We start from the raw sequence: 21218 nt of genomic DNA, 5'->3' as shown, positions 1-21218 counted from the left end.
GATTTTCCATTCGCCCTAAAGGGTGAACAGTCTGACCGAGACGGCGGAGGGATAGCCAGTCTCCTGACTCTTGACGGTCGCAAAGGTCACAAAGCTGTCACTCTGCCCTTGCGTCGCCGGATACTCCCCGTAGTCCACGCAGCGGTTCGTCGCAGCGAGGACCGCATAGGTCTGGGCGCTGCCGTCAACGACAAAGTAGGATGAGGTGCTCTTGATGATGTACAGGCCATCCTTGCCCGAGACGGTCGCAAACGGCTCTCGCGACAGTGCGAGGAACGGGCCATCGGTCGTACCAATATAGGTTCCCATGGTCCCCAGGACGCCACCGGAGGAGTAGGTCGACTCGATGGAGAAGGCGAACTTGTCCCCTATGCGCGTGGCGTTCATGGGCTTGACGCTCTGAGGGAGCACGAGCTGGTCGACCTGGGTGCCAAGCTCGTCCGAGAGCTTGTAGGAGGTGATGCCATAGTAGACGCTGGAGGAACTTCCCACGCGGGGGACGAGGGTCACGGTTCCGTTGCTCACCGAGGGCTCCGTCGCAAACCTTCCAGGCGACTCAACGACGGCCTTCGCCTTTGAGTCTCCCGAATTCCACAGGTAGCAGTACGAGCTCTCGGAGGTCTTCTTGCCCGATGTCGAGGGCATCACCAGCCAGATGACGGTGGACCCAGTCACACAGAGCTTGGGCGGATCGTAGTTAGAGTCCGCCTTCCAGAGCGTCGTCGCCTTGCCCGAGAGGACGCCGTCCGAGAAGGACTGGGCGTAGAGCCACCAGCTATGGGTGAGAAGATCGAGCTCCACCCATGCGTACACCGAGTCGGAGCAGCGGACGTCGTATATCTCCACGTTGGAGTTGTTGGTGATGGGGGCAGAAACGACCTCGCTGACTGTCCCCGACGCGAGCGATAGGGCGGACCCCTTTACCATGGGAGAGGCGCTGGACCCCGCCGTGGTGCAGGGTATCCAGGTGCCCTCGGCGGGATGCAGGACGTTCCCGAGCGCGATGCTCCACGTCGACTGGAGCGTAAGCGAGGAATCCGCCTCCTTGTACTTGTCGAGGATGCTTGTCTTCTGGCTCTCGTCCACCACGACGGGATTGGCGGAGTCGTCACTGGATGATTTGCCGCAACCGGAGAGCACGCCAATGGTGGCGGCAACCGCACCGGTGGCGGCCGTGGCACGGAAGAGTCCCCGGCGTGTGATGTTGTGACGTTGTCTGGGCATCGACGTCCCTACTCGACCCTCTGGGCCGCAAGTTCGCGCTGAGCCTCCGTGAGTGCGATGGTCATCTGGTCCGCACAGCTGGTGGGCCTGAGCCCGCAGGTGTTACCCGCAAGAAGGCTCACCACGTCCTCGACCGCCATGCCCGAGACGAGCTTGCCGATCGCCTTGAGGTTGCCGTTGCATCCGCCAATGAAGCCAACGGACTCGATGGTCCTCCCATCGTCGCTGAGCTCGACGTGAATGTTCTGGGAGCAGACCCCATGAGGGGTGTAGTCGTATTCGAACATGAATCACCTTTCGTCCCGTCGAGTATACCCAAGGGGATGCGGCGAGACCTGCCCGCCACATCCCCCGTATGACTCGCGTCGGCTGCACGCCCCATCGGGCAGCAGGGAATGCGCCTGCTAGTCGAAGCTCAGCTTCTCGAGGCGGTCAAACACGAGGTCGATGCGCGTGAGGAAGTCCCAGGGATCGAAGATAGTGTCAAGCTGCTCCTTGGTAAGCGTGCACTCGGGATCCGCCTCGAGCCTCTCCTCAAAGGTGGGACCGGGCTTCACCTGCTGGACGTCGTGCCAGGTAGCCATGGCGTCGCGCTGCACGATGGCGTAGGCCTGCTCGCGTGTGATACCCGTGTCCACCAGGGCGAGGAGGACCTTGCTGCTGTAGATGAGCCCGCGGGTGCGGTTGAGGTTGGCCTTCATGCTCTCGGGGTAGAGGATGAGGCCGTCCACCACGCGGATGAGGCACTGGAACATGTGGTCGAGCGCGATGAAGCTGTCCGCCTGGGCAACGCGCTCGGCGGAGCTGTGGCTGATGTCGCGCTCGTGCCACAGGGCGACGTTGTCAAAGGCGACCTGGGCGTTGGCCTTAACGACGCGAGAGAGACCGCAGACCTTCTCCATCGTGATGGGGTTGCGCTTGTGTGGCATGGCACTGGACCCCTTCTGGCCCTTCTTGAAGGGCTCTTCGACCTCGAGGGTGTCGGTGCGCTGGAGGTTGCGGATCTCGGTCGCGATGCGCTCGCAGGTCGCGGCGGTCGTGGCGAGCACTCCTGCCAGGTAGGCATGGTGATCTCTGCTGATGACCTGCGTCGAGAGGGGGTCACCCTGCAGGCCAAGGTGCTCGCAAACGTATTGCTCCACAAACGGGTCGATGCTGGAGTAGGTTCCCACCGCACCGCTGATGGCGCCAAACGCAACGTTCTTGCGGGCGTCCCTCAGACGGTCAAGGTCACGCTTGAGCTCCCAGGCCCAGCTGCCGAACTTCATCCCAAACGTCATGGGCTCGGCGTGAATGCCGTGGGTGCGTCCGACGCAGAGGGTGTTTCTCTCCTCAAAGGCGCGGCGCTTGCAGATCTCGCCGAGCCTCTGGCAGTCCTCGATGAGGAGGTCGGTAGCCTGCGTGAGCTGGTAGCACAGGGCGGTGTCCCCCAGGTCCGAGCTGGTCATGCCGTAGTGGACCCAACGGCTTGGCTTGGGCTGCCCCTCTGGCACATCCTTGTCAATGTAGCTGCCCATGTTGGTGAGGAAGGCGATGACGTCGTGGTTGGTCACGGCCTCGATCTTGTCGACCTCCTCCTTGTTGAAGGCGGCGTGCTCGCGAATCCACTTGGCCTCCTCCTTGGTGATGCCGCTCTTGCCCAGCTCGGCCTCCGCCTCGCAGGCAAGCACCTCGATCTCCTGCCAGATGGCGTACTTGTTCTCCAGCGAGAAGATGTGGCCCATCTCGGGGCGGGTATAGCGGTCGATCATGCTCGTTCCTTTCACGAGGTTGCCTGCAAGCACGATTCTAGCGCGCTGGGTGAGAGGGACTTGGGCAACGGGCCCGCGACCACACGATGCACCAGCAAGCACGGCCAAAAGTCATGCCCGCGCGAGAGGGGCAACCGATCCTGCCTCCAAAGGCGTCACGAGAAACGGGGACAACCGGACGGCCGACGCCCAGTAGCCCCGCCATCGCGAGCGGCTTCTCTCCCCTGGGGAACATCGCTACCCAAGGGTGGACTCGTCCCTCTCGAGCGCCGCCTTTGCCTCGCCCATCTGGACCCTCACTGCCTCGTCGCCCGTCCCGCCGTAGGTGTTGCGTGCCCGGGCGATGCCGGCGGGGTCCAGGTCCTTCGCGATGTCGTTGCCAAACAGCGGCGACGCCTGCCTAAACTCCTCGGGGGTCAGGTCCTCCAACCCCTTCCCATGCTGCTCGCAGTACAGCACGAGCCTGCCCACGACCTCATGCGCCTGGCGAAAGGGCATTCCCCTCTTCGCGAGGTAGTCCGCCACGTCCGTTGCCGCGGTGAAGCCCTTGCTGGCCTGCTCGAGCATGGTCTGGGGGTGCACCTCCCAGGTGTCCACCATCCCGCGCATACAGGTCATGCAATCGCCGAGCGTGCGCGCGGCATCCATTGGCCCCTCCTTGCACTCCTGGAGGTCCTTGTTGTAGGCAAGGGGCAATCCCTTCATGGTGACGAGCAGAGACACGAGGTCACCAACCACCCGCCCCATCTTGCCACGGGTGAGCTCAGCAAAGTCGGGGTTCTTCTTCTGCGGCATGATCGACGACCCCGTGGAGTACGAGTCGGAGAGCGTGATGAACGAGAACTCTGTCGACGACCAGAGGATGATCTCCTCGCACAGACGCGAGAGGTGCATCATGCTCACGCTGCATGCATAGAGGAGGTCCAGCAGGTAATCGCGGTCCGAGACCGCATCCATCGAGTTGGGAATGGGATGGTCCATGCCCAGGAGCTCCGTTGTGTAGAAGCGGTCCAGGTCGTACGTGGTCCCCGCCAGCGCTGCGGCGCCCAGGGGGTTCGCATCCGCGGCGGAGCGGGCCTCGGCCAGCCGGTGGAAGTCGCGCGTCAACATCCAAAAGTAAGCCAGGAGGTGGTGGGAGAAAAGCACAGGCTGCGCGTGCTGCAGGTGGGTGTATCCGGGCATCACGACGCCCAGGTTCTTCTCGGCGGCGGAAACAAGCGATGCACGCAGACGGCAGTTCTCCTCCATCAGGCTCGTTATCTGATCCTTTGCGTACAGCCTGAGGTCGAGGGCAACCTGATCGTTGCGCGATCGACCGGTGTGAAGTCGTGCGCCCGCCTCGCCCACATCACTCGTGAGCTTGGACTCCACCGCCATGTGGATGTCCTCGTCGTCGACGTTCCACTCAAACTCGCCGGCATCCATCGATTTTCTTATTGCCTCGAGGCCAGCAACGATCTTCTCCGCATCCTCCTGGGAGATGACGCCCTGCCGCGCCAGCATCTTGGCATGCGCGATGGATCCCCGGATGTCCTGCGCGTACATAGCCTTGTCCTGCGGAAGCGATGCCCCAAACTCTTGAGTGAACTCGCTGACGCCGCCCTCGAACCTTCCGGACCAAAGAGCCATCTGGTCTCCCTCACTGTCGTCTGCCGCAACACGTCGTTCCATACAGGTGGCATGCACGGGATGCCCTCCCGCACATGCCACCATCCCAACATCACCCAGACAACGCTGCCCTGATTCCGAGTCGAGGGGCAGTGGTGTCCAGCCCATCCCCCTTAGGCCGAGAGGCGCTGGGCCTGGGTATCGCTCTTCTCGCTCACGCCCTTGGCGGAGGGTCCCTGCTTGCCAGACCACGTCTTCACCGGCAGGCTGTGGATGTCGATGAATCCCTTCGAGGCGGTGCGGTCGAAGGTGTCGCCCTCGCCGTAGGTCGCGAGGCTGTATTCGTAGAGCGAGTAGGCACTCTTAACGCCCGTGACCGTGGCGCTGCCCTTATAGAGCTTTGCCTTCACCTCGCCGGTCACAAACTTCTGCGTGTTCTGGACGAAAGCGTCCAGCGCCTGCTTGAGCTGCGAGAACCAAAGGCCATCGTACACGGTAGTCGACCACTGCTGGTCAACCATGTGCTTGTACTTGAGCGTGTCTCCGTCCAGGCACATCGTCTCGAGCGAGTGATGCATCTTGATGAGCGTGAGGGACGCGGGGCACTCGTAGCACTCGTGACTCTTGATGCCCACCACCCGGTCCTCGATCATGTCGATGCGACCGATGCCATGCTTGCCGCAGACCTTGTTCATCTGCACGATAAGGGGCAGCAGCGCCATGGGCTTGCCATTGAGCGAGACGGGCTTTCCTGCCTCAAACCCAACGACGATTTCCTCGGGCTCGTCTGGGGCCTCCTCCGGGCTTGCAGTCATGGTCCAGATGTCCTCGGGCGGCTCGTTCCAGGGATCCTCCAGCACGCCGCACTCGATCGCGCGGCCCCAGAGGTTGTCGTCGATGGAATAGGGCTTCGCCGCCGTCGTAGGCACCGGCACGTCATGCGCGGCCGCCCACTCCATCTCCTCCTCGCGAGTGTGGAGGTCCCACTCACGCACGGGGGCAAGAATCTTGATGCTGGGGTCCAGGGCGTGGATGCAGGTCTCAAAGCGCACCTGGTCGTTGCCCTTTCCCGTGCAGCCATGAGCAATGTAGGAGGCTCCGGTCTTGTGGGCGATGTCAACGAGGTGCTTCACGATAAGTGGACGCGAGAGTGCCGAGAGTAGCGGGTAGGTGTCCTCGTACATGCCGTTGGCTGCAATCGCCTTGGTCAGGATCTTCTCCGCATACTCGGAACGCATGTCAATCGCCTGGGAGTACATGGCACCCATGTCGTATGCCTTCTGCTCGACCCAGCCAAGGTCCTGCGACTCCTGGCCAACGTTGCCGCAGATGGCAACGACATCCAGACCCTTCTCGAGCTGCAGCCACTTGACCATGACCGAAGTGTCCAGACCGCCCGAGTATGCCAGGACAACCTTCTCCTTGCCGTTTGCCTTTGCCGCCATCTCAACCACTCCCTTATTAATTAAATTTTTGATTTCTATGCCTATGGGTGCAGGGACTTTGTCCCGTTGTTTTCGTTCGCTTGGGTATGAAAAAAGCGCCCCGGCGATGCCAGGTGCGCTTGCAGTCCAACCTATGGGTGGCGTTTAGCCGCGTGGGACTGAAGACGACACGCACTGGCGTCGCTGATCACGGATTCCACCCCGGCGTCGCTCATCCCTCTTTGCTGCGGTCATCTTCGTCCTCCTTCCGCTCATCCGCTTTGTTTTCCACCCTCGTGGTGTTGTCGGGTAATATATCAGGCTTCGTTATGCATCTGTGTGAGAAATTCCTCACGATTTCGTTTTGAAACATTCATGCATGTGATTCTGGGTGAAAGACGCCAACATCCTTTGTCACATGATTGATGCGATGCCCCATCACGACTTGAGGTGGCCGCCGTCAATTCGCCCGTTGTCCGTTTGATGGTTGCATCGCATCTCTCACCTGTGGTTTTATCCCTCGTGTACGTCCGCGTTTTTTCCTGCGCAGTCGTCGGCGATGTGATGGCAGGTGGGTCCGAGTGACTAAGCCCATCGTCACCAAGCAATCGCCCGACCCCACTAAGTCCGCAACCCCACGGTATCTGGCAATGTGGAGCATCTGTGAAAGCGATGGCAGCCAGGGTTATAGGGCCACCGAAACAAAACCTTCGTAGGTCATTGAATGTACCGTCTCACGGCCATCCATAAACTCAGTTGGGCCCCGCCTGGATTGAAAACGGATTGAATCGTGGATTCAAGAAGCACCCTTGAAGCACGTCATGAAGCACAAACAAGAACAGGCCAGGGACACATAGCCCCTGACCTGCTGGTTTGCTGGTGGGTCGTATGGGGGTCGAACCCATGACCTTGGGATTAAAAGTTTCTTATGCTGGATGTTTGCGACTGCATCCGAAAGAATGGCATTACAAATAACAATACATTCTACCTGCTGATTCTTGTTGTTGACTGTTTTCTACCGTCTTTGACTGATATGCTGTTATCACACTGAATGAACTAAGTGTGAACTAATCCATGAACTAGGCAACGCGAAACGGGAGCATGCCACATGGTCACCTACAGCCAGGGTTCCGTCACGAAGTCGAACGGTAAGTGGGTTGGCCAGATTTGGAGGACGGACGATAGTAGAAAGCGAACCCACAAGTGCAGGACGCTGAAGGAGCAAGACGGCTCTGATATCCCCTGCGATAAGAGTTCGAACCGTGGCAGGAACCACGCGATAGGCGCGCTGAACCGTTGGCGCGACGAGCTGATAGCCGAGGCGACCCGGGAGGAGGCGGAGGCGAAGGACGGGCGCGACCTCAACGGCGTGACCGTACGCGAGTATCTGGACCGCTACATTTCGATGCTCGAATCCTCCCACAGCATTGAGAAGTCAACAGCCCAGACCTACGAGACAAGCGCGAGGCGGATATGCGAGGCCTTGGGAGACGTGCCAGTTACCGAGCTGACACGTAAGCAGGTTCAGGCATGGGTAGCCGCGATGGTCAACGAGAACGGGTTCTCCCCCCGCACCGTGACAAAGAATTTCCGCACGCTAAGCCAATGCCTCAGGTACGGCGTCGAATCCGGGCAGCTTGCATCAAACCCGTGTGATGGCGCGCGGCTACCGAAGTACCACCGCGAACAGCCGAGCGCGCTAACACTCGACCAGGCGCGCGACCTCCTGGCAAGCCTTGAGGCGATGCCCCAGACCCGCGTCGTGTGCGCCGCCCGCGTCTCCCTGCTATCTGGTTTGCGTATTGGTGAGATATGCGCCCTCACCTGGGCAGACGTTGACGTTTCGCACCACACTCTCAACGTCAACAAGGCCGTGGGCGCCGGAGGCGGCGGCTCTTACGTCAAGGGTACGAAAAACAGTTACAGCACCCGCACCGTCCCAATGACGCCACCGCTGGAAAGCGCCTTCGGCGACAGGCGTAGCTACGTGATGGGGAGGGCGGCGGACGCCGGGGTCTACCCATCCCCCGAGCAGATGCGCAAATCTTTCGTCCTTGGCAACCTGGACGGTATGGTTATCGCCCCCGCTGGCGTCTCGCGCGAGTGGGCGCACCTGCGCGAACTGCTAGGTGTGAGGGATTCGAACGGGCGCCCCCTGGTGTTCCACGCCCTGCGACACACCTACGCAACGCTGGCAGTTCAGGCCGGAATGGATATCAAGAGTCTTAGCGCGATTCTCGGGCACTCTTCTAGCGCGATGACGCTGGATACCTACGCGAGTTCCGACGAGTCGGCGCGGCGCGCGGCGGCTGACAGGTTCGCCGAGTTCATGGGCGAGGCCCCGAGGCGCGGGGAAGTCCGCCAATTCGGCATGACGAGCACCGGTCTTTAGCAGCACGCGACGGTAACATAGAGCGGCGCCGCCTCAGGCCGTGGCAGGTGAGGCAGCACCGCTATCACGTATCCTACACCACCACGGCCGGAAGAGGGAGGCGCGGGGACGTGGCAGGCAGGACGAGGGGCGCCAAGGGCACATGGGGCGACCTGGACGTGAGGCACATCGTTGCGCCGCACATGAACATGCGCGAGGCCATAGGAGCCAGGGGGCTGACGAGAGACGGGTTTGCCGCGGCGATGGGGGTATCGGCGAAGAGGCTGGACAAGTGGCTCGACGGCGCGCCCGGCAGCTCGCAAGCCGCCACGTGCATACAGAACGACGAACTCGTGCACGCGGCTCGCATACTGGGGGTATCCGTCTGGTACCTGCTCGACCTCACGGACAGCCCGGACGGCAGCGGCGCGAAGCCATTCAGGCGGTACGAGACGCTCAGGGAGTGGTGGGGCAAGGCCAAGGACCCCGAGAAGGCCGCGCCGTGGTATCAGGATTTCGTTTGCTACGAGGACGGGAGTTCATCATTTGAAGAGGGGATAGTGACATGGCGCCTTACTGACGCACAGGGCCACAAGTGCTTTGTCCGCACTTGCCATGACGTGCAGGCGCTGTACGACAGGTGGGATGAAGCCACCTCCTCCCTATCCTGCGACCCCGAAACCGGGGACTTTACCCCCGAGACCGAGGCCGCGCTGGACGGCTATGACGCCTGGCTTAGGTGGTTCCGCGCGAATGCGGCGGAATGGCTGAGGCGCGACCTGCTGGGCCTCAGGGGCGACTACCGCGACCCGCTGGCCGTCGTGAGGGTGGGGCTGGAATACGCATCCAAGACGGCGAACCAGGATAAGTTCGACGCCCTGCTGGCACGAATCGACGCCGAGACCAGAGACGCCATGGACGCGCTGGCCTGAGTCCCCAAATCCCACAAAGTTTTTTCCAGCCCCCGCCAGGCGCCCACGATAGCGAGAGGTGACCCCGCGGATGGGCGAGTTTCATGCGACCTGGCCCCCAACGGGACCACGGATGGCCCACCACGCGGGGCTGGTCCGCGTTTTTTGCCGTTTGAACTGGTGAAACACGCGCGATACCGTGGGATGCAGTGGGAAGCGCAGAGACGCGCCCCCCGGCCGTGCGCACGGCTCCAACACGTTCGCCGCGAGGCGAGGAAGGAGCCGAAATGGCTTGCAAGAACTCAGGACCGACGTTGACAATCGAGGACGCCCGCAGACTACCCGCGTTGTGCGGGGTGGCGGACGCGGCCGCGCTCACCGGCTACTCGACCCACTACATCTCCGACTGCTGCTCGCGCGGCACCATCCGCGGCGTGAAGTTCGGCCGCCGCTGGTGCATAGACACCGCCGCGCTGCTCAAGCAGTTCGGTATCGGCGAGTAGGTGGCAGGCATGAAGTACAAGCTCGATTGGCGGGATTCGGGTTCGCTGTTGAACGCCCTAGAGGGGGACAGCTTCAGCACCGGCGTGAGGATACAGGGCCGCTGCTGCGGAATTTACCTCGATGACAGGAGGATACGGTACTGCTCTCTCACCCCGTCGCGCGGATGCAATAAGAGCTGCGAGTTCTACCGCGGTGACACGCACGGGGGAACTAGGCCGCACTGCGCGATGAAGGACCCGAGCCGGCACGGCAACACCAAGAGTAACGGACGGAGGTAGCGCATGAGGCAGGTTAAGGCCGTGGCCCCACCAGACCCCAACGAGGCGCTGGACGCGCTCAGTTGGATGGACCCAGGCACCCTCAATCCGAACGAATGGGTGAGGGCGTCAATGGCGGCGAAGGCCGCAGGCGTCGGATACACCGAATGGGACGCCTGGAACCAGCGCGACCCCGGGCGCTACGACGAGGGGGAGAACAAAAAGCGCTGGGACTCGTTCGACCCCGAGAAGTCGGGGGGCATATCGAAGAACACTCTTTTCGGGATGGCGCGCGACCGTGGATGGAGGGGCGGGGGCACCGGCGCGGCGGCGTGCGCAGACCACCACGAGCCGCCCGAGGCTCCCGGTGGTGGCGGGACGATGCGGCCCCCACGCCTCGCCCTCGATGACGCGGAGGCTGTGCCTCTCCCCTCACTCGAAAAGGCACGCAGGGTGCCGGCAAGGGAGCAGCTATCAAAGTACATGAGGGCACTGCACGGCCCAGACGCGCACGTTGCCGTAGTCACGGACTCTGTGGCAAGGAATGGAGGCAAGCCCCGCCCGAACGGACGGGGGGAGCTTTACCGCGCGGGGGACCTCATCGTCCACCCCGAGGAGGCCATGGGGAAGGCCAACCCCACGGCGGGCGCATGGGTTGCGGTCAACGAGTACGACCCCGAGAGGTTCGCCAAGGACGGACGAAGGGGCGAGGCCCTCTCCTCGTTCAGTTACGCGCTCATCGAGGCCGACGAGGACGAGGGCGGCGAGCCGATTCCGCCCGAGGAGCAGATGCGCATGGCGGCGAAACTCAGGCTCCCCGTCCGCGCGGCAGTGTGGAGCGGCGCGAAGTCGCTGCACCTCGTTTGCGCAGTGGACGCCCGTGACGCCGGGGAGTTCCGTGGGCGCGCAGCGTTCATGACGGGGACATGCACGGCAAACGGTTTTCACGTCGATACGTCCGTCAAGGACCCCGTAAGGCTCTCGCGCCTCCCCGGCGTGATGCGCGAAGGACAGCAGCAGACCCTCATATGGGCATGCGGCGGACCCGACGAGGGCGAGTCCAACGGATGCTTCACGGCATCCTGGGCAGAGTGGCTAGCGTTCGTGGAGGCGCATAGGGAGGAGGCGCCGACCGATAGCCGCACCACGGAGGGAGCCGTAAGTGAGGAACAGGGCAAGGGAGCGATTTCGAAGGCGATAGCGAAACTTCACAAGGAGAATAGTCCCCTCGTGGAGTGCGTCGGATTCGACACCCTACGCAACGACGTGGCGATTCGCCACCCCGAAAGGCTCCCATGGAAGCACAGGGGCGGGTCAAGTTGGACCGAGAGCGATAGCGCGCACGCGACCCAGTACCTCCAAGACCTTAACGGCGGCAAGTTCTCCAAGTGCAACCTTGACGAGGTTCTTCTGATTGTTGCGGGCGAGAACGAGTTCAACCCGTTCCTGGAGCGCATCGAGTCCTTGGAATGGGATGGCCTCGGGTATGCAGAACATTTGTTCCATTGGTACCTCGGGGCGGAGGACACCCCGTATACCCGCGAGGTGTGCAAGCTGTTCCTCCGCCAGATTGTCATGAGGGTCACCCACCCAGGCACGCAGTGCGACAACACGCCCGTGCTGAAGAGCAACGTTGAGGGCATCGGAAAAACGACGTTCTGCCACGCGCTAGCGTTCGACGAAGATGCATTCTATGTCTCCCTGCACTCAATCAGGGACCCCAAAGCGGTGGGCGAGAACATGCGGGGGAAGGTGATATGCGAGCTGGAGGAAGCAACAGCCCTGCGGGCGGTATCGCCAGACGAGGCAAAGGCCTTTCTAACGGCACGGACTGACACCTACAGGCCGGCGTACGGCAAGCGCGCGGAGGACCACCCGAGGACCGCATGCACCATAATCACGTGCAACAGCACCGGGTGGATGGACTCCATAGGGCAGGACCGCCGCTACATGCCCATCGAATGCGGGGTGGACCCCAACCACCTGCCACTAGGATGCGGGGACGGCGGAGCGCGGGAGAAGCTGAGCCGCTACGTCGCGCAGGCATTCGCACAGACGTACCACGAACTCAGGGAGTACAAGAGCAAGCACGACACACTCCCGCCGCTCATCCTGCCACCCGAGGCCCGGGAGCAGTGGGAGGCCGCGCGAGACTCCGCGCAATCGGTTGATGAGGAGCAGGAGGCGATTCTGGAATACCTGAGCGATGAGGCGGAGAAAGGCACCAAAGCGGTAACCGTGACCCAGATAATGTGCGGGGCGCTTGGGATGTTCTCCTCCGATGCCACACGTGACAGAAAGAGCCAGAGGAGAGTGAGGGAAATCGTTGACCGCAAAGCTCCTGATTGGGTCTGGGCATGCCACAAAGTCACCGTAACCATAGACAAAGCCACCCAGTCACGACGCGCGTTTGTGTACGTAGGGGGAAGGCCAGCGCGGCAATAGTCATTCGCCCGTCACGGTACGTCCACCGTGGCGGGCCTTTTTCGGCAATGCACGGCAACGTCACGGCAATTGTGTTTCCGCAGGCCCGTGGGGGTGCGAAAGAGGCACGGCAATGCACGGCAATAACGTTTCACCAGTTAGGACCCCATTTATTGCCGTACTACCCTTTTTCTATTAGTAAGTAATAAATAAGTGCACCCCCCACATATACGCGCGCGGTGCGGGGGGGTGCATTCGCAATGAAAGTCTGGAAGGCTGGGCAACATGGAAATACGGCAATGATAGCCTATTTACCTGCGGTTTCCTTGTTGCCGCTATTGCCGTTCGCACGCCACCCGTAGCGAGGCGATATAGCGCGCAGGGAGCATTAAGCCACAAGGAAGGGTACGTCGCCCGGTGGAGGGGCCACAAGGGAAGCCTGCGCATTGGCAGGTCTGACCCCCGCCGAGGTGCAATCGCAAGGACTCGAAATCGCATATTGAACGATAAAAATAGAACCCAGGGGCTTATAGATTCTGTTGCAAGAGCAGAGGAGCAATCTTATCCCGTCAAAGATATTCGAGTTCCAAAGTCTTGCAAAAGACTCGATTGCCAAAATGCAAGAGTAAGACCCCCGAGACACAGAGAAGTCCCGCACGGGAATCTGAACTAACCCGCACGGGACATTTTCAAAAATAAATATCGAACTAACCGCTACTTACTGGCTAATGTCGATGTGGTCTGCGACAACGGCAGGGATAGTAATGTCACCGCCCATTGTGGAGGTGTATGTCATCGTGCCAAGGCATGTCCCATATACGGTCACCGTATCATCCTCAAGGATGTGCGTTCCGCCCATAATATCCGGGGAGAACCCGACTAGCACCATGTCGTCGTATGAGCCATTTGTTGCAACGCGCAGGTCAGTCTCAGTATCGCCCTCAACCACCTGTGCAACCCTGCCAGAGAGAACTACCTTCTTACCCTTGAAATCATCGGGCGTTCGTGCAACGGATTTATAGTCAAGTTGAGCATAGTTCTCAGGCTTGAAAGCCTCCTTGAGGGCACTAGAGGCGCTCGAAAGCTCGCTTGCCGCAGAGTCAACTTCCGCTTGCGTGGCAGATGCGTCAGCATCAACCGTCTTTGCAGCTTCAAGTGCCTTAGAAAACGGCTCCCATGTCTCAGCCGTATAGTCACCTTGAGAGAGACCTTCGGATGACTGTATTGAAGCTTCGAGTGAACTCTTGTCTACCGTAACGGTCTCTTCTTGCGTAGTCTCCTGCTGGTCCTGCTCAGTAGCTTGCTGCTCCTGCTGAGAGTCTTGCGACTCTTGCTGAGACCCAGACGTATCCTCAGACCCTCCCTTACCACCAATAGCAGCAAGAATAACAATTGCAAGGAAGATCCCTAGGGCAATCTTCCAGCCTTTCCCCTTGCCCTTAGCCTTGCCCTTTTCCCTTTTCCCTTTGTCGGTTGAATCTTGAGTCTTTTCAGCCTTCGTTTCCTCGGCCTTACCGCCCGTCTCTTCGGTCTTGTTATCATCGCTTTCAGCCATGTTTCCTCCTTCTCCATTGCCTCAGCCCGAGGCATTGGTCAAAGACACGCCAACCAACCGTTGCTGCGCTTTCAGGCTCAAGCTATTAACCTTAATTACACCTGTATAGCATATGGCTGAGCAGCACTTGGGTTCTGCCCGCAGGAAATCGGACGAGCGGCGCGGTGCGTTTGTGCCAGTGCGCAGCCCCGACGATTTTTCATTTCAAAAACGCACTTCATAGACCTGCAAAGGCTTGAGAGAACGGCCCATCGAAAACGGAGCTTTATGCACTACACAATGAGGTTGTCTAGTAAGACCGCGCGCATGGCACAGGCACACACGCGGAAGAATGACTAACGCGGAGAGCATGAAGTACGGACACAGGGGAGGAACCCCATCACGCACTCTCACGGGGTGGCTCGCGGCGGTACGCCTCTGCACTGCCGCCTAAGTATCACGTTCGCACATCCACACCGCGATTTCGTGGATAGACGGCCACAGGAGGACGAGGCTACACCCCGGCAACCCAAACCCCCTCCTCCCGCGAGGTGGGCAGAACGGCGCATGGGGGCCGGATTCTGAGTAGGGGGGTATTTTTTCCTCCATGGATTCTTTATATTGAACGACGCGCTTCGGGCCGATTTTCGGCTGGTAGAGCAGGGGGCGGGGCGCGTGGCTGGAATCCTTGAACTACAGACGAACTAAATAGTGAACTAGAAACAAGAACAGGCCAGGGACACATGGCCCCTGACCTGCTGGTTTGCTGGTGGGTCGTATGGGGGTCGAACCCATGACCTTGGGATTAAAAGTCCCCTGCTCTACCAACTGAGCTAACGACCCGTTAACCTCATCGATTCTAACACGCGCCTGTGGCTACTCGTTCTCCCATGACCACTGGCCGTTGGTGAAGACTGAGACCTCCTTGCCATCCTCTGTCACGCCCCAGATGTCCATGTCGTCCGAGCCAATCATGAAGTCGACGTGGGTACGCGACTGGTTGACCCCATGGCGGAGAAGCTCGTCCTCGTCCATCTGGAAGCCACCCGCGATGCACTCAGGGAAGCCCATGCCCAGGGCGAGATGGCAGCTGGCGTTCTCGTCGTAGAGCGTGTCATAGAACAGGATGCCGCTCTGGCGAATCGGGGTGTTCTTGGAGATAAGCGCACATTCGCCGAGCCTTGTCGCGTTCTCGTCGGTCTCGAGGATGTGCCGCAGCACCTCCCTGCCGCGCGCGGCGTCGTACTCCACGACCTTCCCGCCCTCGAACCTGAACCAGAAGTCATCGACGATCTGGCCCGAATGGACAAGCGGCATTGCCGAATGGACAACGCCGTCCACGCGCATGCGGTCAGGGGTCGTGAAGACCTCCTCCGTTGGGATGTTGGGGAAGAAGCTCGTCCCGTCGACGGTCCGCGCAGCGCCGCCCTCCCAGATATGACCAGGGTTCATCCCGACCGTCAGGTCAGTCCCGTTGGAAGACACGTAGTGCAGATGATCAAATCGGCTGTCGTTCAGAAAGCGCTTGTTCTTCTGGAAGGTCGCGTTGTGCGTCTCCCACGCCTGCCGCGGATCCTCGCCGTCGGAGCGGGCGACCTGCAGAATCGCAACCCACAGCCTGTAGAGGGCCTCGTCGGGGGCATAATCTGGAAAAACCTTCTGCGCCCACGCCGCGATGGGCACGCCCGCGATGCACCAGACGTTCCTGCCAAAGTCCATTCCGTTCCTGAAGGCCTTGCACTCGGTGTTTCGCGCACGGGAGCGGGCGGCAGGCTTGGCGGGGTCGATACCGTCGAGTGCCGAGGGGTCCGTACCCTCCAGAAAAAGGAAGCTGGCGCCACCACTCGCGAGCGAGTTGAGCTGCTCTACCTTCCAGGAGGGAGTGTGCTCAAAGTAGGGCAGGTCCACGTTCTCGTACTCGAGTCGGGTTACCTCATCATCAGCCCAGATGACGGTGACGTGACCGGCACCGGCCGCATACGCGTGGCGCACGACGCGACGGACAAAGTCGGCGCGCTCGACGGGGGCCTGGAGCACCAGCTCCTGCCCCGGCTTTATTGCCGCTCCCTGTCTCACCAAAAGCTCGGCGTAGTTCTCGATCTCCTGGGAAATGCCCCTCATGGCACGGGAGCACTCCTCAGACGTCATGGGGATGCCCATCTCTGCCCTCCCTGCAACAAAGAGGGGCCCCGCACATGGCGGAGCCCCTCATCCTCTCTATGGAGCGGGCAACGGGATTCGAACCCGCGGATGATGGCTTGGGAAGCCATTGCCTTACCACTTGGCGATGCCCGCGTGCTACGTGATTCTAACACAGGGTCACGCCAGGCGCTACGACCTCCTTATGAGCTCCGCGACAAGCTCCGTCACGTCCGCCGCCTGCAGGTCACTCACGTTCTCGGGCACATCGCCGGCGGTATGAGAGAGCGCCGGCACCCCGTCCTCCGACACGCCCATGATGGTGGCACCCCTCACGGATGCGCGCATCGCCTGGGTCGCATCCGTCTCGCCCCAGTTGAGCCGCATGCGTTCGAGTGGGATGTGCAGATCCTGGGCAGTGGAGAGGAGCAGTCTCACGAGCCTGCGATCAGCGCGACGGGGCTTGCTGGCACCCTCGTTGGTTATGACCGTGAGCTGTCCCGCGCCAACGCTGTCGAGGTTGATTAGGAAGGCACCGCGAATCGACTTGCGGTATCCCTCCAGGAACTTCTCCATTCCTGCGTGACGGAGCGATGAGGCGCCCAGGGCAACGAAGTAGATGTCGTGGGCAAGGATCTCGTCGTCGTCCATGCCCGTGATGGCCTCGACCAGTTCCTGGTTGTCTCTCCTCTGCTGCTCATCGTCAGGTACGGGTACATCCAGCGGGTCCTGGCCACCAAGCGTGTAGCCCTCGGCCTCCGACTGTGGTTGTCCCTCAACCTGGTCCGGCTCGCCACCAAGGACGTAGCCCTCCGCCTCCGTCTGCTGGGCGCCCTCCTGCGATGCCCCGTCGACCAGCCGCAGGTCAAACCTACGGGTGGCTCCACCCTTCCAGTGGCCCGGGGGTGTGGTATTGGAGCCGTCTTCCTCCTGCTCCTCGAAGTTCTTCCAGTTGCCTATGGCACGGCCACCGCTCTTGGCATCGTAGTCATCCCCCACGCCAAGCCACTCGCCCATGCTCTCCGACTCATCCTCCGCCTTGGAGCGGCCCCCAAAGAACCCAAACCTACGCTTTCCCTCCTTACGGTGGGACTGCTTGGAACTCCCGCTTCTGGACATGCTCCTCCCCTGCGGAGTGGTGTCAGAGCTCAAGAAACCAATAGGCTCCCTTTCCCCACGTGCATAGCTCGCCTTGCGACGCGGTGCCTCCGTCCCAGAGAGGGGCGTGACGGGAGGAACGGTCGCACGAGGAATGGCAGCCGTTCCAAGGTTCGTCGAGGTGTCATCGTCCCCGCCCAGCGGGTCGCTTGTCGCGACGGCGGGGTCGGGCAGGTCAAACAGGACCGCGCGCCGCGCGACATTGGCCTGTGGCGGAACAAAGTCGCTCGTCCCCCATGTCGGGTCATCCACCGCCGCCGGCTTCTTGCGAGGCTCGGCAGGGACGTCCTGGTCGATGGTCGACGGGTCAAGACCCGAGTCGTCCTTTGTCACGTCGCTCTCGGGAACCTCGTTCTTCTCCACGAAGTTCAAAACTCGGGGCTCCTCCTGCGAAATCGCATCGGCTTGTTCTGACGCATCACCCATCGGTTGGTCGGCCATGTTTTCGGCGATCGTGTCGGCAGGGCCATCCTCCAAAGACTCCGCCTCTGTTGGCTGATATGCCATGGTCCCCTCAAGCCCGCCCTGCTCATGCGTGGGTTCAACTTGGACGTCGTCCGCCGCGGCGGGAGCAGGCTCAGGCTCGCTTTCGACGGGCTCGTCTGACCTGGGCTGATCGGCCTCCTCCTTGTCGGACTCCTCCCCAACGGCCTGGGGCTCGTCGTCTATGACCTCGTACTCGGCGTCAACGGCATCGTCGAGCGAGAAGGGAAGGTCGTCTGGTTCCAGGTCGGAGGAGACGACATCGGGATTGGACGCAACGATGCTCGCCTCGGGCGTTTGGGGCACCTCAATCGGCGCCGTCTCGTTTGGGTCCGCCATGCGATAGTCTTCAGACGTGAGCTCGGCTGGCTCCTCGCCCAGGGTGTAGCCAATCGCTCGCTGTGGGACGCCCTCGGCCTCTGTCGCCTCGTACTCGTCCTCCGCGGGGAAGAGGCCACTCAAACTAGTCGTTTCGCCAGCGTCATGCCGCTCGACAGGCGTTGTGGTCGGCTCGTCGGCGGACTCCTTTGGCGAATCCGCCGAGGGAGCCTCTGCCTGCGAGCCCCCAGGGACAAGACCATTGGTCTCGTCGGCAGGCGTATGGTCCTCTGGAACGTATACGTCGTCTATCGTCTCGAGCTTGACTGGATGTGAGACAAGCGTGGGCTCGTCGTCGGCAACCCCAGTTTCCAACTGAGAGGTGTTCGAGGGGGACGACGCATCGTCCATCTCATCCACCGCCTCGTCCTCGGGAGCAATGTCATCCGACTCGCCGAAGTCTGTCCGCACCCCCTCGTCAGCTGCAATGGGCGCAGGATCGTCTGCATTTTGGGCAGGCTCTTTCGGTTCGTCGTCTATCGTCTCGTACTCGGCATCCGCGACATCCCAGAACGGGGATGGCTCGCCATAGAGTCTCTCTGACCCCTCGACGAATGCAGAGACGGGCAGCCCATGGGGCACGTCGCCATCAGGATTGAAGGGCGCGGCATCCTCGTTTGCCATTGTCTGGCTACCCCAGGAGTCCCAGCCACCGTCGCCCGAGGATGCCTCCTCGGGTTCCTCGCCACCCTCCTCGGCCGTGGCGGAGTCAGAAAGATCGTCTTCCATAATCTCCTGCTCCCAAACCCAGGGGGAGGCAGTCTGGTCATCGGTCAAGGAGCCGGCGGAGGAGTCGTCCGTCCCATCAGACGCCACGACCTGATCGGACTCCGAGGAGTAGGCGGCGGCTGGCTGCTCCACCGCGTGCCCCTCGTCAGCAGTGGTCACGCCCTTCGAGTCGACAGGGGCTGGTGGCTCAACATCCAGCCTCGGAAGGCTCTCGCTCAACGGCGGCATGACAGTAGTATCGCTGGCGAAACCCTCGTCCTGCGAGGTGACGCCAGCCTCTTCCTCTGCGGAGGGAGTCGGCTCGTCTTGCACGGGAGCTTCCTCGGGAAGGGAGGTCTCGGCGTCCGCGGCGGACCCACTCGGCGCAGCGGATTCAAACCCGGCGTTCGGCTGCTCGTCGGAGACGCTCGTCGCCTTCCGCGCGTCTGTAACGATGGGCTCCGGGATTCGTTCGCCCGCCTCGTCGGGAGCCATCGCCCCCTCGTTGTCGTGAGATGCGAAAGCGCCATTCCCGCGCACGAAGTCGGGGATTTGGAAGGCGCCCTGCTCTGGCTCCTCCGAGGCAGCCCCCTCATCATCCGACTCGACGCTCGGGACGTGACTCTCTATATAGGTCTGTCCCTTCTCAATGTGAGGGATGTCGTCGTCGTGGGGACGAGAGACGACTTTGACGCTCGGGGCGTCGGCAGCGTGAGTCGAGACGACCTCGCCCGGCGAGGCTGCACCATCGACGGAGGAGTGCTGCCCCTCTCCCCTATCGGAGGAGAACCTCTGGGCAAGGCGATGGAAGAGCGAGGCGATGCCGGCAGACTGCGGCACGGACGGTTCCTCGTCCTTGATCACCTCGTACTCGGCAATCGGGTCTTCTTCCTCCTGGTAGGACTCGGGGTAGTACACCTGGTCAACCGGCTTGGGTCGAACCTGGGTCTCCTGGACCTCGCCTTGGGGAGCGGCGCCAAAGAAGTCTGGAACGGCACCGGGCTTCCCCTGAGGCTCCGGTTCCTCTTCCTCCTCGGGAACCTCCTGCGGCACAAGGTCCTCTATGGGAGGGAGATCGGGAAGCACGACATCCGGAACCGGCGGGCGGTCGTACACGATCTCGCAGTCCTCGGGAAGGATGTGGAGGCTCTGGATGAACTCGGTCCCCCTTCGCACCGCACGCTCTCCATCCTGCGGGGCAGGGATGACCTGGGGCACGAAGGCGTCAGTGATCGAGGGCGTCGCATCCTGGTGCACCGGAGCCGACGTCTGGGCAGCGGGGGCATTGGGTGCGTCTGCCTCTGCCGCGGGAGCTGCCTGAACTGCCTCGGCGCCTTCGACTTCAGCAGCCGGCCCCAGCGGCTCCACCTCGGACTCGGGCTCCATGGGCTGACGCGGGGGTTCGGCCATAGGCGCGGGGGGCTCCTCCTTGCGGGGATGGAGCTCCGCCCAGCGCTTGGCCTGGTCGTCGCCGGGGCGAACCTTGTCCATGACGCCGAGCATCGCGGCGACCGACGACTTGTTGTCGTTGGCGCCGACCGTGCAGGGCGAGAACCTCGCATACACGATGGATGCGGCGAGCACCACCAGGGGAATCGCCGCCACGATTCCCACGACCCAGAACAGATGGCGAATCCCAGCGGGCAGAACCGCGACAAGCTGGATGACCGCGCACAGGAGGTCGGCGATGACGCAGTAGAACGAGGCGCCCTTGAGCAGAGACTGGTAGCGTGCAAGACCCGGGGAATAGAGGAAGTCCTCGCTCGGGCTGTCATAGTGGGCCACGATCACAATGGGACGGTTGCCCTTCATGACGAGGGGCCCGCTCGCGCGGTGAACGCCAATCACGTTCTGGCTGTTGGCACGACGACCCAGGCGCGCCAGGGGATCCCGACCCGAGTACCTGGCGGCAAGCAGCGCGAATGACACCACGACAAGGGCGAGGCCGACCAACGCCACCCTGCTGCCGAGAAATCCGGAGAGAAGGGTCCCGAGGACGAGGACGATGTAGAGAACCGCATGCGGCAGTTCTGCCGAGAGGGGTGCCGAGAACTCCTGCATGCTGGTCTCGAGGCCGTGCTCGTCCATGAGCGAACGGATGAGCTGCGCCTCGTCAAGCTCCTCCTGGCTGTTGACCGGGGAGATGTCCACCTTGTCGTCCAGGTAGTCCAGATAGTTGCGCGTAGAGGACATATATGCATCCTTTGCCGAAGGAAGTGAGAATCGTCCATCTTTTCATCGTTCGAGTATACGTCTTATCATGCGTACGAGGATTACGGTACCCCGCCATCGGCGAGGCGCTGCCACGTTTTGCCAGCTACGTGCCACACGCACACACAAGCCG

13 protein-coding genes and 2 tRNA genes are annotated in these 21218 nt (G+C 61.7%); 5 read left to right on the top strand and 10 right to left on the bottom strand.

Features of this window, described 5'->3' with window-relative positions; translation table 11 throughout:
• Nucleotides 1-15: 15 nt before the first annotated feature.
• From FYJ68_RS00845 to FYJ68_RS00825, 5 genes are all read right to left on the bottom strand, one after another.
• A complete protein-coding gene (locus FYJ68_RS00845) occupies nucleotides 16-1224 on the bottom strand; it encodes a Tat pathway signal protein (protein ID WP_154433436.1) in 1209 nt (402 codons plus the stop codon).
• Between the two features lie 8 nt (nucleotides 1225-1232).
• Nucleotides 1233-1511, bottom strand: a complete 279-nt coding sequence (locus FYJ68_RS00840; RefSeq protein WP_154433435.1) for a TIGR03905 family TSCPD domain-containing protein — start codon at nucleotides 1509-1511, stop codon at nucleotides 1233-1235.
• Nucleotides 1512-1628: 117 nt separating this feature from the next.
• Nucleotides 1629-2975 (bottom strand): adenylosuccinate lyase, encoded by a 1347-nt coding sequence (gene purB / locus FYJ68_RS00835; RefSeq protein ID WP_154433434.1) that lies wholly within the window; start codon nucleotides 2973-2975, stop codon nucleotides 1629-1631.
• A gap of 237 nt (nucleotides 2976-3212) precedes the next feature.
• Entirely contained in the window at nucleotides 3213-4646 is a 1434-nt protein-coding gene (gene argH, locus FYJ68_RS00830; protein ID WP_326832141.1) for an argininosuccinate lyase, read from the bottom strand.
• A gap of 110 nt (nucleotides 4647-4756) precedes the next feature.
• Nucleotides 4757-6028 (bottom strand): argininosuccinate synthase, encoded by a 1272-nt coding sequence (locus FYJ68_RS00825; RefSeq protein WP_154433432.1) that lies wholly within the window; start codon nucleotides 6026-6028, stop codon nucleotides 4757-4759.
• 1087 nt (nucleotides 6029-7115) lie between these two features.
• On the opposite strand from FYJ68_RS00825, the gene FYJ68_RS00820 reads away from it, so the two are divergent.
• From FYJ68_RS00820 to FYJ68_RS00800, 5 genes are all read left to right on the top strand, one after another.
• Nucleotides 7116-8399, top strand: coding sequence for a tyrosine-type recombinase/integrase (locus tag FYJ68_RS00820; RefSeq protein ID WP_154433431.1), 1284 nt, complete (start codon nucleotides 7116-7118; stop codon nucleotides 8397-8399).
• 110 nt (nucleotides 8400-8509) lie between these two features.
• A complete protein-coding gene (locus FYJ68_RS00815; protein ID WP_154433430.1) occupies nucleotides 8510-9310 on the top strand; it encodes a hypothetical protein in 801 nt (266 codons plus the stop codon).
• Nucleotides 9311-9576: 266 nt separating this feature from the next.
• Nucleotides 9577-9792: a MerR family transcriptional regulator gene (locus tag FYJ68_RS00810; RefSeq protein WP_154433429.1), complete on the top strand. Its 216-nt coding sequence runs from the start codon at nucleotides 9577-9579 to the stop codon at nucleotides 9790-9792.
• Between the two features lie 9 nt (nucleotides 9793-9801).
• On the top strand, nucleotides 9802-10071 hold the full coding sequence (locus tag FYJ68_RS00805; RefSeq protein ID WP_154433428.1) for a hypothetical protein: 270 nt from the start codon (nucleotides 9802-9804) through the stop codon (nucleotides 10069-10071).
• Between the two features lie 3 nt (nucleotides 10072-10074).
• On the top strand, nucleotides 10075-12495 hold the full coding sequence (locus FYJ68_RS00800) for a VapE domain-containing protein (RefSeq protein WP_154433427.1): 2421 nt from the start codon (nucleotides 10075-10077) through the stop codon (nucleotides 12493-12495).
• 697 nt (nucleotides 12496-13192) lie between these two features.
• Here the strand turns inward: FYJ68_RS00800 and FYJ68_RS00795 are convergent.
• The 5 genes from FYJ68_RS00795 to FYJ68_RS10030 all read right to left on the bottom strand — a co-directional run bounded on the left by FYJ68_RS00795 (nucleotide 13193) and on the right by FYJ68_RS10030 (nucleotide 21067).
• The gene (locus FYJ68_RS00795; RefSeq protein WP_154433426.1) at nucleotides 13193-14029 is read right to left on the bottom strand and encodes a hypothetical protein; all 837 of its coding nucleotides are present in this window, start codon (nucleotides 14027-14029) and stop codon (nucleotides 13193-13195) included.
• A gap of 746 nt (nucleotides 14030-14775) precedes the next feature.
• Nucleotides 14776-14851: transfer RNA gene (locus FYJ68_RS00790), tRNA-Lys, on the bottom strand.
• Nucleotides 14852-14884: 33 nt separating this feature from the next.
• Complete coding sequence (locus FYJ68_RS00785; protein WP_154433425.1) at nucleotides 14885-16168, bottom strand: aminopeptidase; 1284 nt, start codon at nucleotides 16166-16168, stop codon at nucleotides 14885-14887.
• A gap of 60 nt (nucleotides 16169-16228) precedes the next feature.
• Nucleotides 16229-16303, bottom strand: a tRNA-Gly gene (locus FYJ68_RS00780).
• Nucleotides 16304-16339: 36 nt separating this feature from the next.
• A complete protein-coding gene (locus FYJ68_RS10030; protein WP_229771930.1) occupies nucleotides 16340-21067 on the bottom strand; it encodes a M28 family peptidase in 4728 nt (1575 codons plus the stop codon).
• Nucleotides 21068-21218: the final 151 nt, after the last annotated feature.

The sequence above is a fragment of the Olsenella porci genome (assembly GCF_009695875.1).
Taxonomy (GTDB): Bacteria; Actinomycetota; Coriobacteriia; order Coriobacteriales; family Atopobiaceae; genus Olsenella_H; species Olsenella_H porci.
The sequence above is the reverse complement of the archived record's forward strand: the minus strand, read 5'-3'. Positions and strand labels throughout refer to the sequence as shown.

Bases quoted from the DNA above. Each gene is read 5' to 3' on its own strand.
- FYJ68_RS00825 (WP_154433432.1), bottom strand. From the start codon at position 6,028: ATGGCGGCAAAGGCAAACGGCAAGGAGAAGGTTGTCCTGGCATACTCG.
- FYJ68_RS00805 (WP_154433428.1), top strand. From the start codon at position 9,802: ATGAAGTACAAGCTCGATTGGCGGGATTCGGGTTCGCTGTTGAACGCC.
- FYJ68_RS00810 (WP_154433429.1), top strand. From the start codon at position 9,577: ATGGCTTGCAAGAACTCAGGACCGACGTTGACAATCGAGGACGCCCGC.
- FYJ68_RS00845 (WP_154433436.1), bottom strand. From the start codon at position 1,224: ATGCCCAGACAACGTCACAACATCACACGCCGGGGACTCTTCCGTGCC.
- FYJ68_RS00795 (WP_154433426.1), bottom strand. From the start codon at position 14,029: ATGGCTGAAAGCGATGATAACAAGACCGAAGAGACGGGCGGTAAGGCC.
- FYJ68_RS00800 (WP_154433427.1), top strand. From the start codon at position 10,075: ATGAGGCAGGTTAAGGCCGTGGCCCCACCAGACCCCAACGAGGCGCTG.
- FYJ68_RS00785 (WP_154433425.1), bottom strand. From the start codon at position 16,168: ATGGGCATCCCCATGACGTCTGAGGAGTGCTCCCGTGCCATGAGGGGC.
- purB (WP_154433434.1), bottom strand. From the start codon at position 2,975: ATGATCGACCGCTATACCCGCCCCGAGATGGGCCACATCTTCTCGCTG.
- FYJ68_RS00820 (WP_154433431.1), top strand. From the start codon at position 7,116: ATGGTCACCTACAGCCAGGGTTCCGTCACGAAGTCGAACGGTAAGTGG.
- FYJ68_RS10030 (WP_229771930.1), bottom strand. From the start codon at position 21,067: ATGTCCTCTACGCGCAACTATCTGGACTACCTGGACGACAAGGTGGAC.
- argH (WP_326832141.1), bottom strand. From the start codon at position 4,646: ATGGAACGACGTGTTGCGGCAGACGACAGTGAGGGAGACCAGATGGCT.
- FYJ68_RS00840 (WP_154433435.1), bottom strand. From the start codon at position 1,511: ATGTTCGAATACGACTACACCCCTCATGGGGTCTGCTCCCAGAACATT.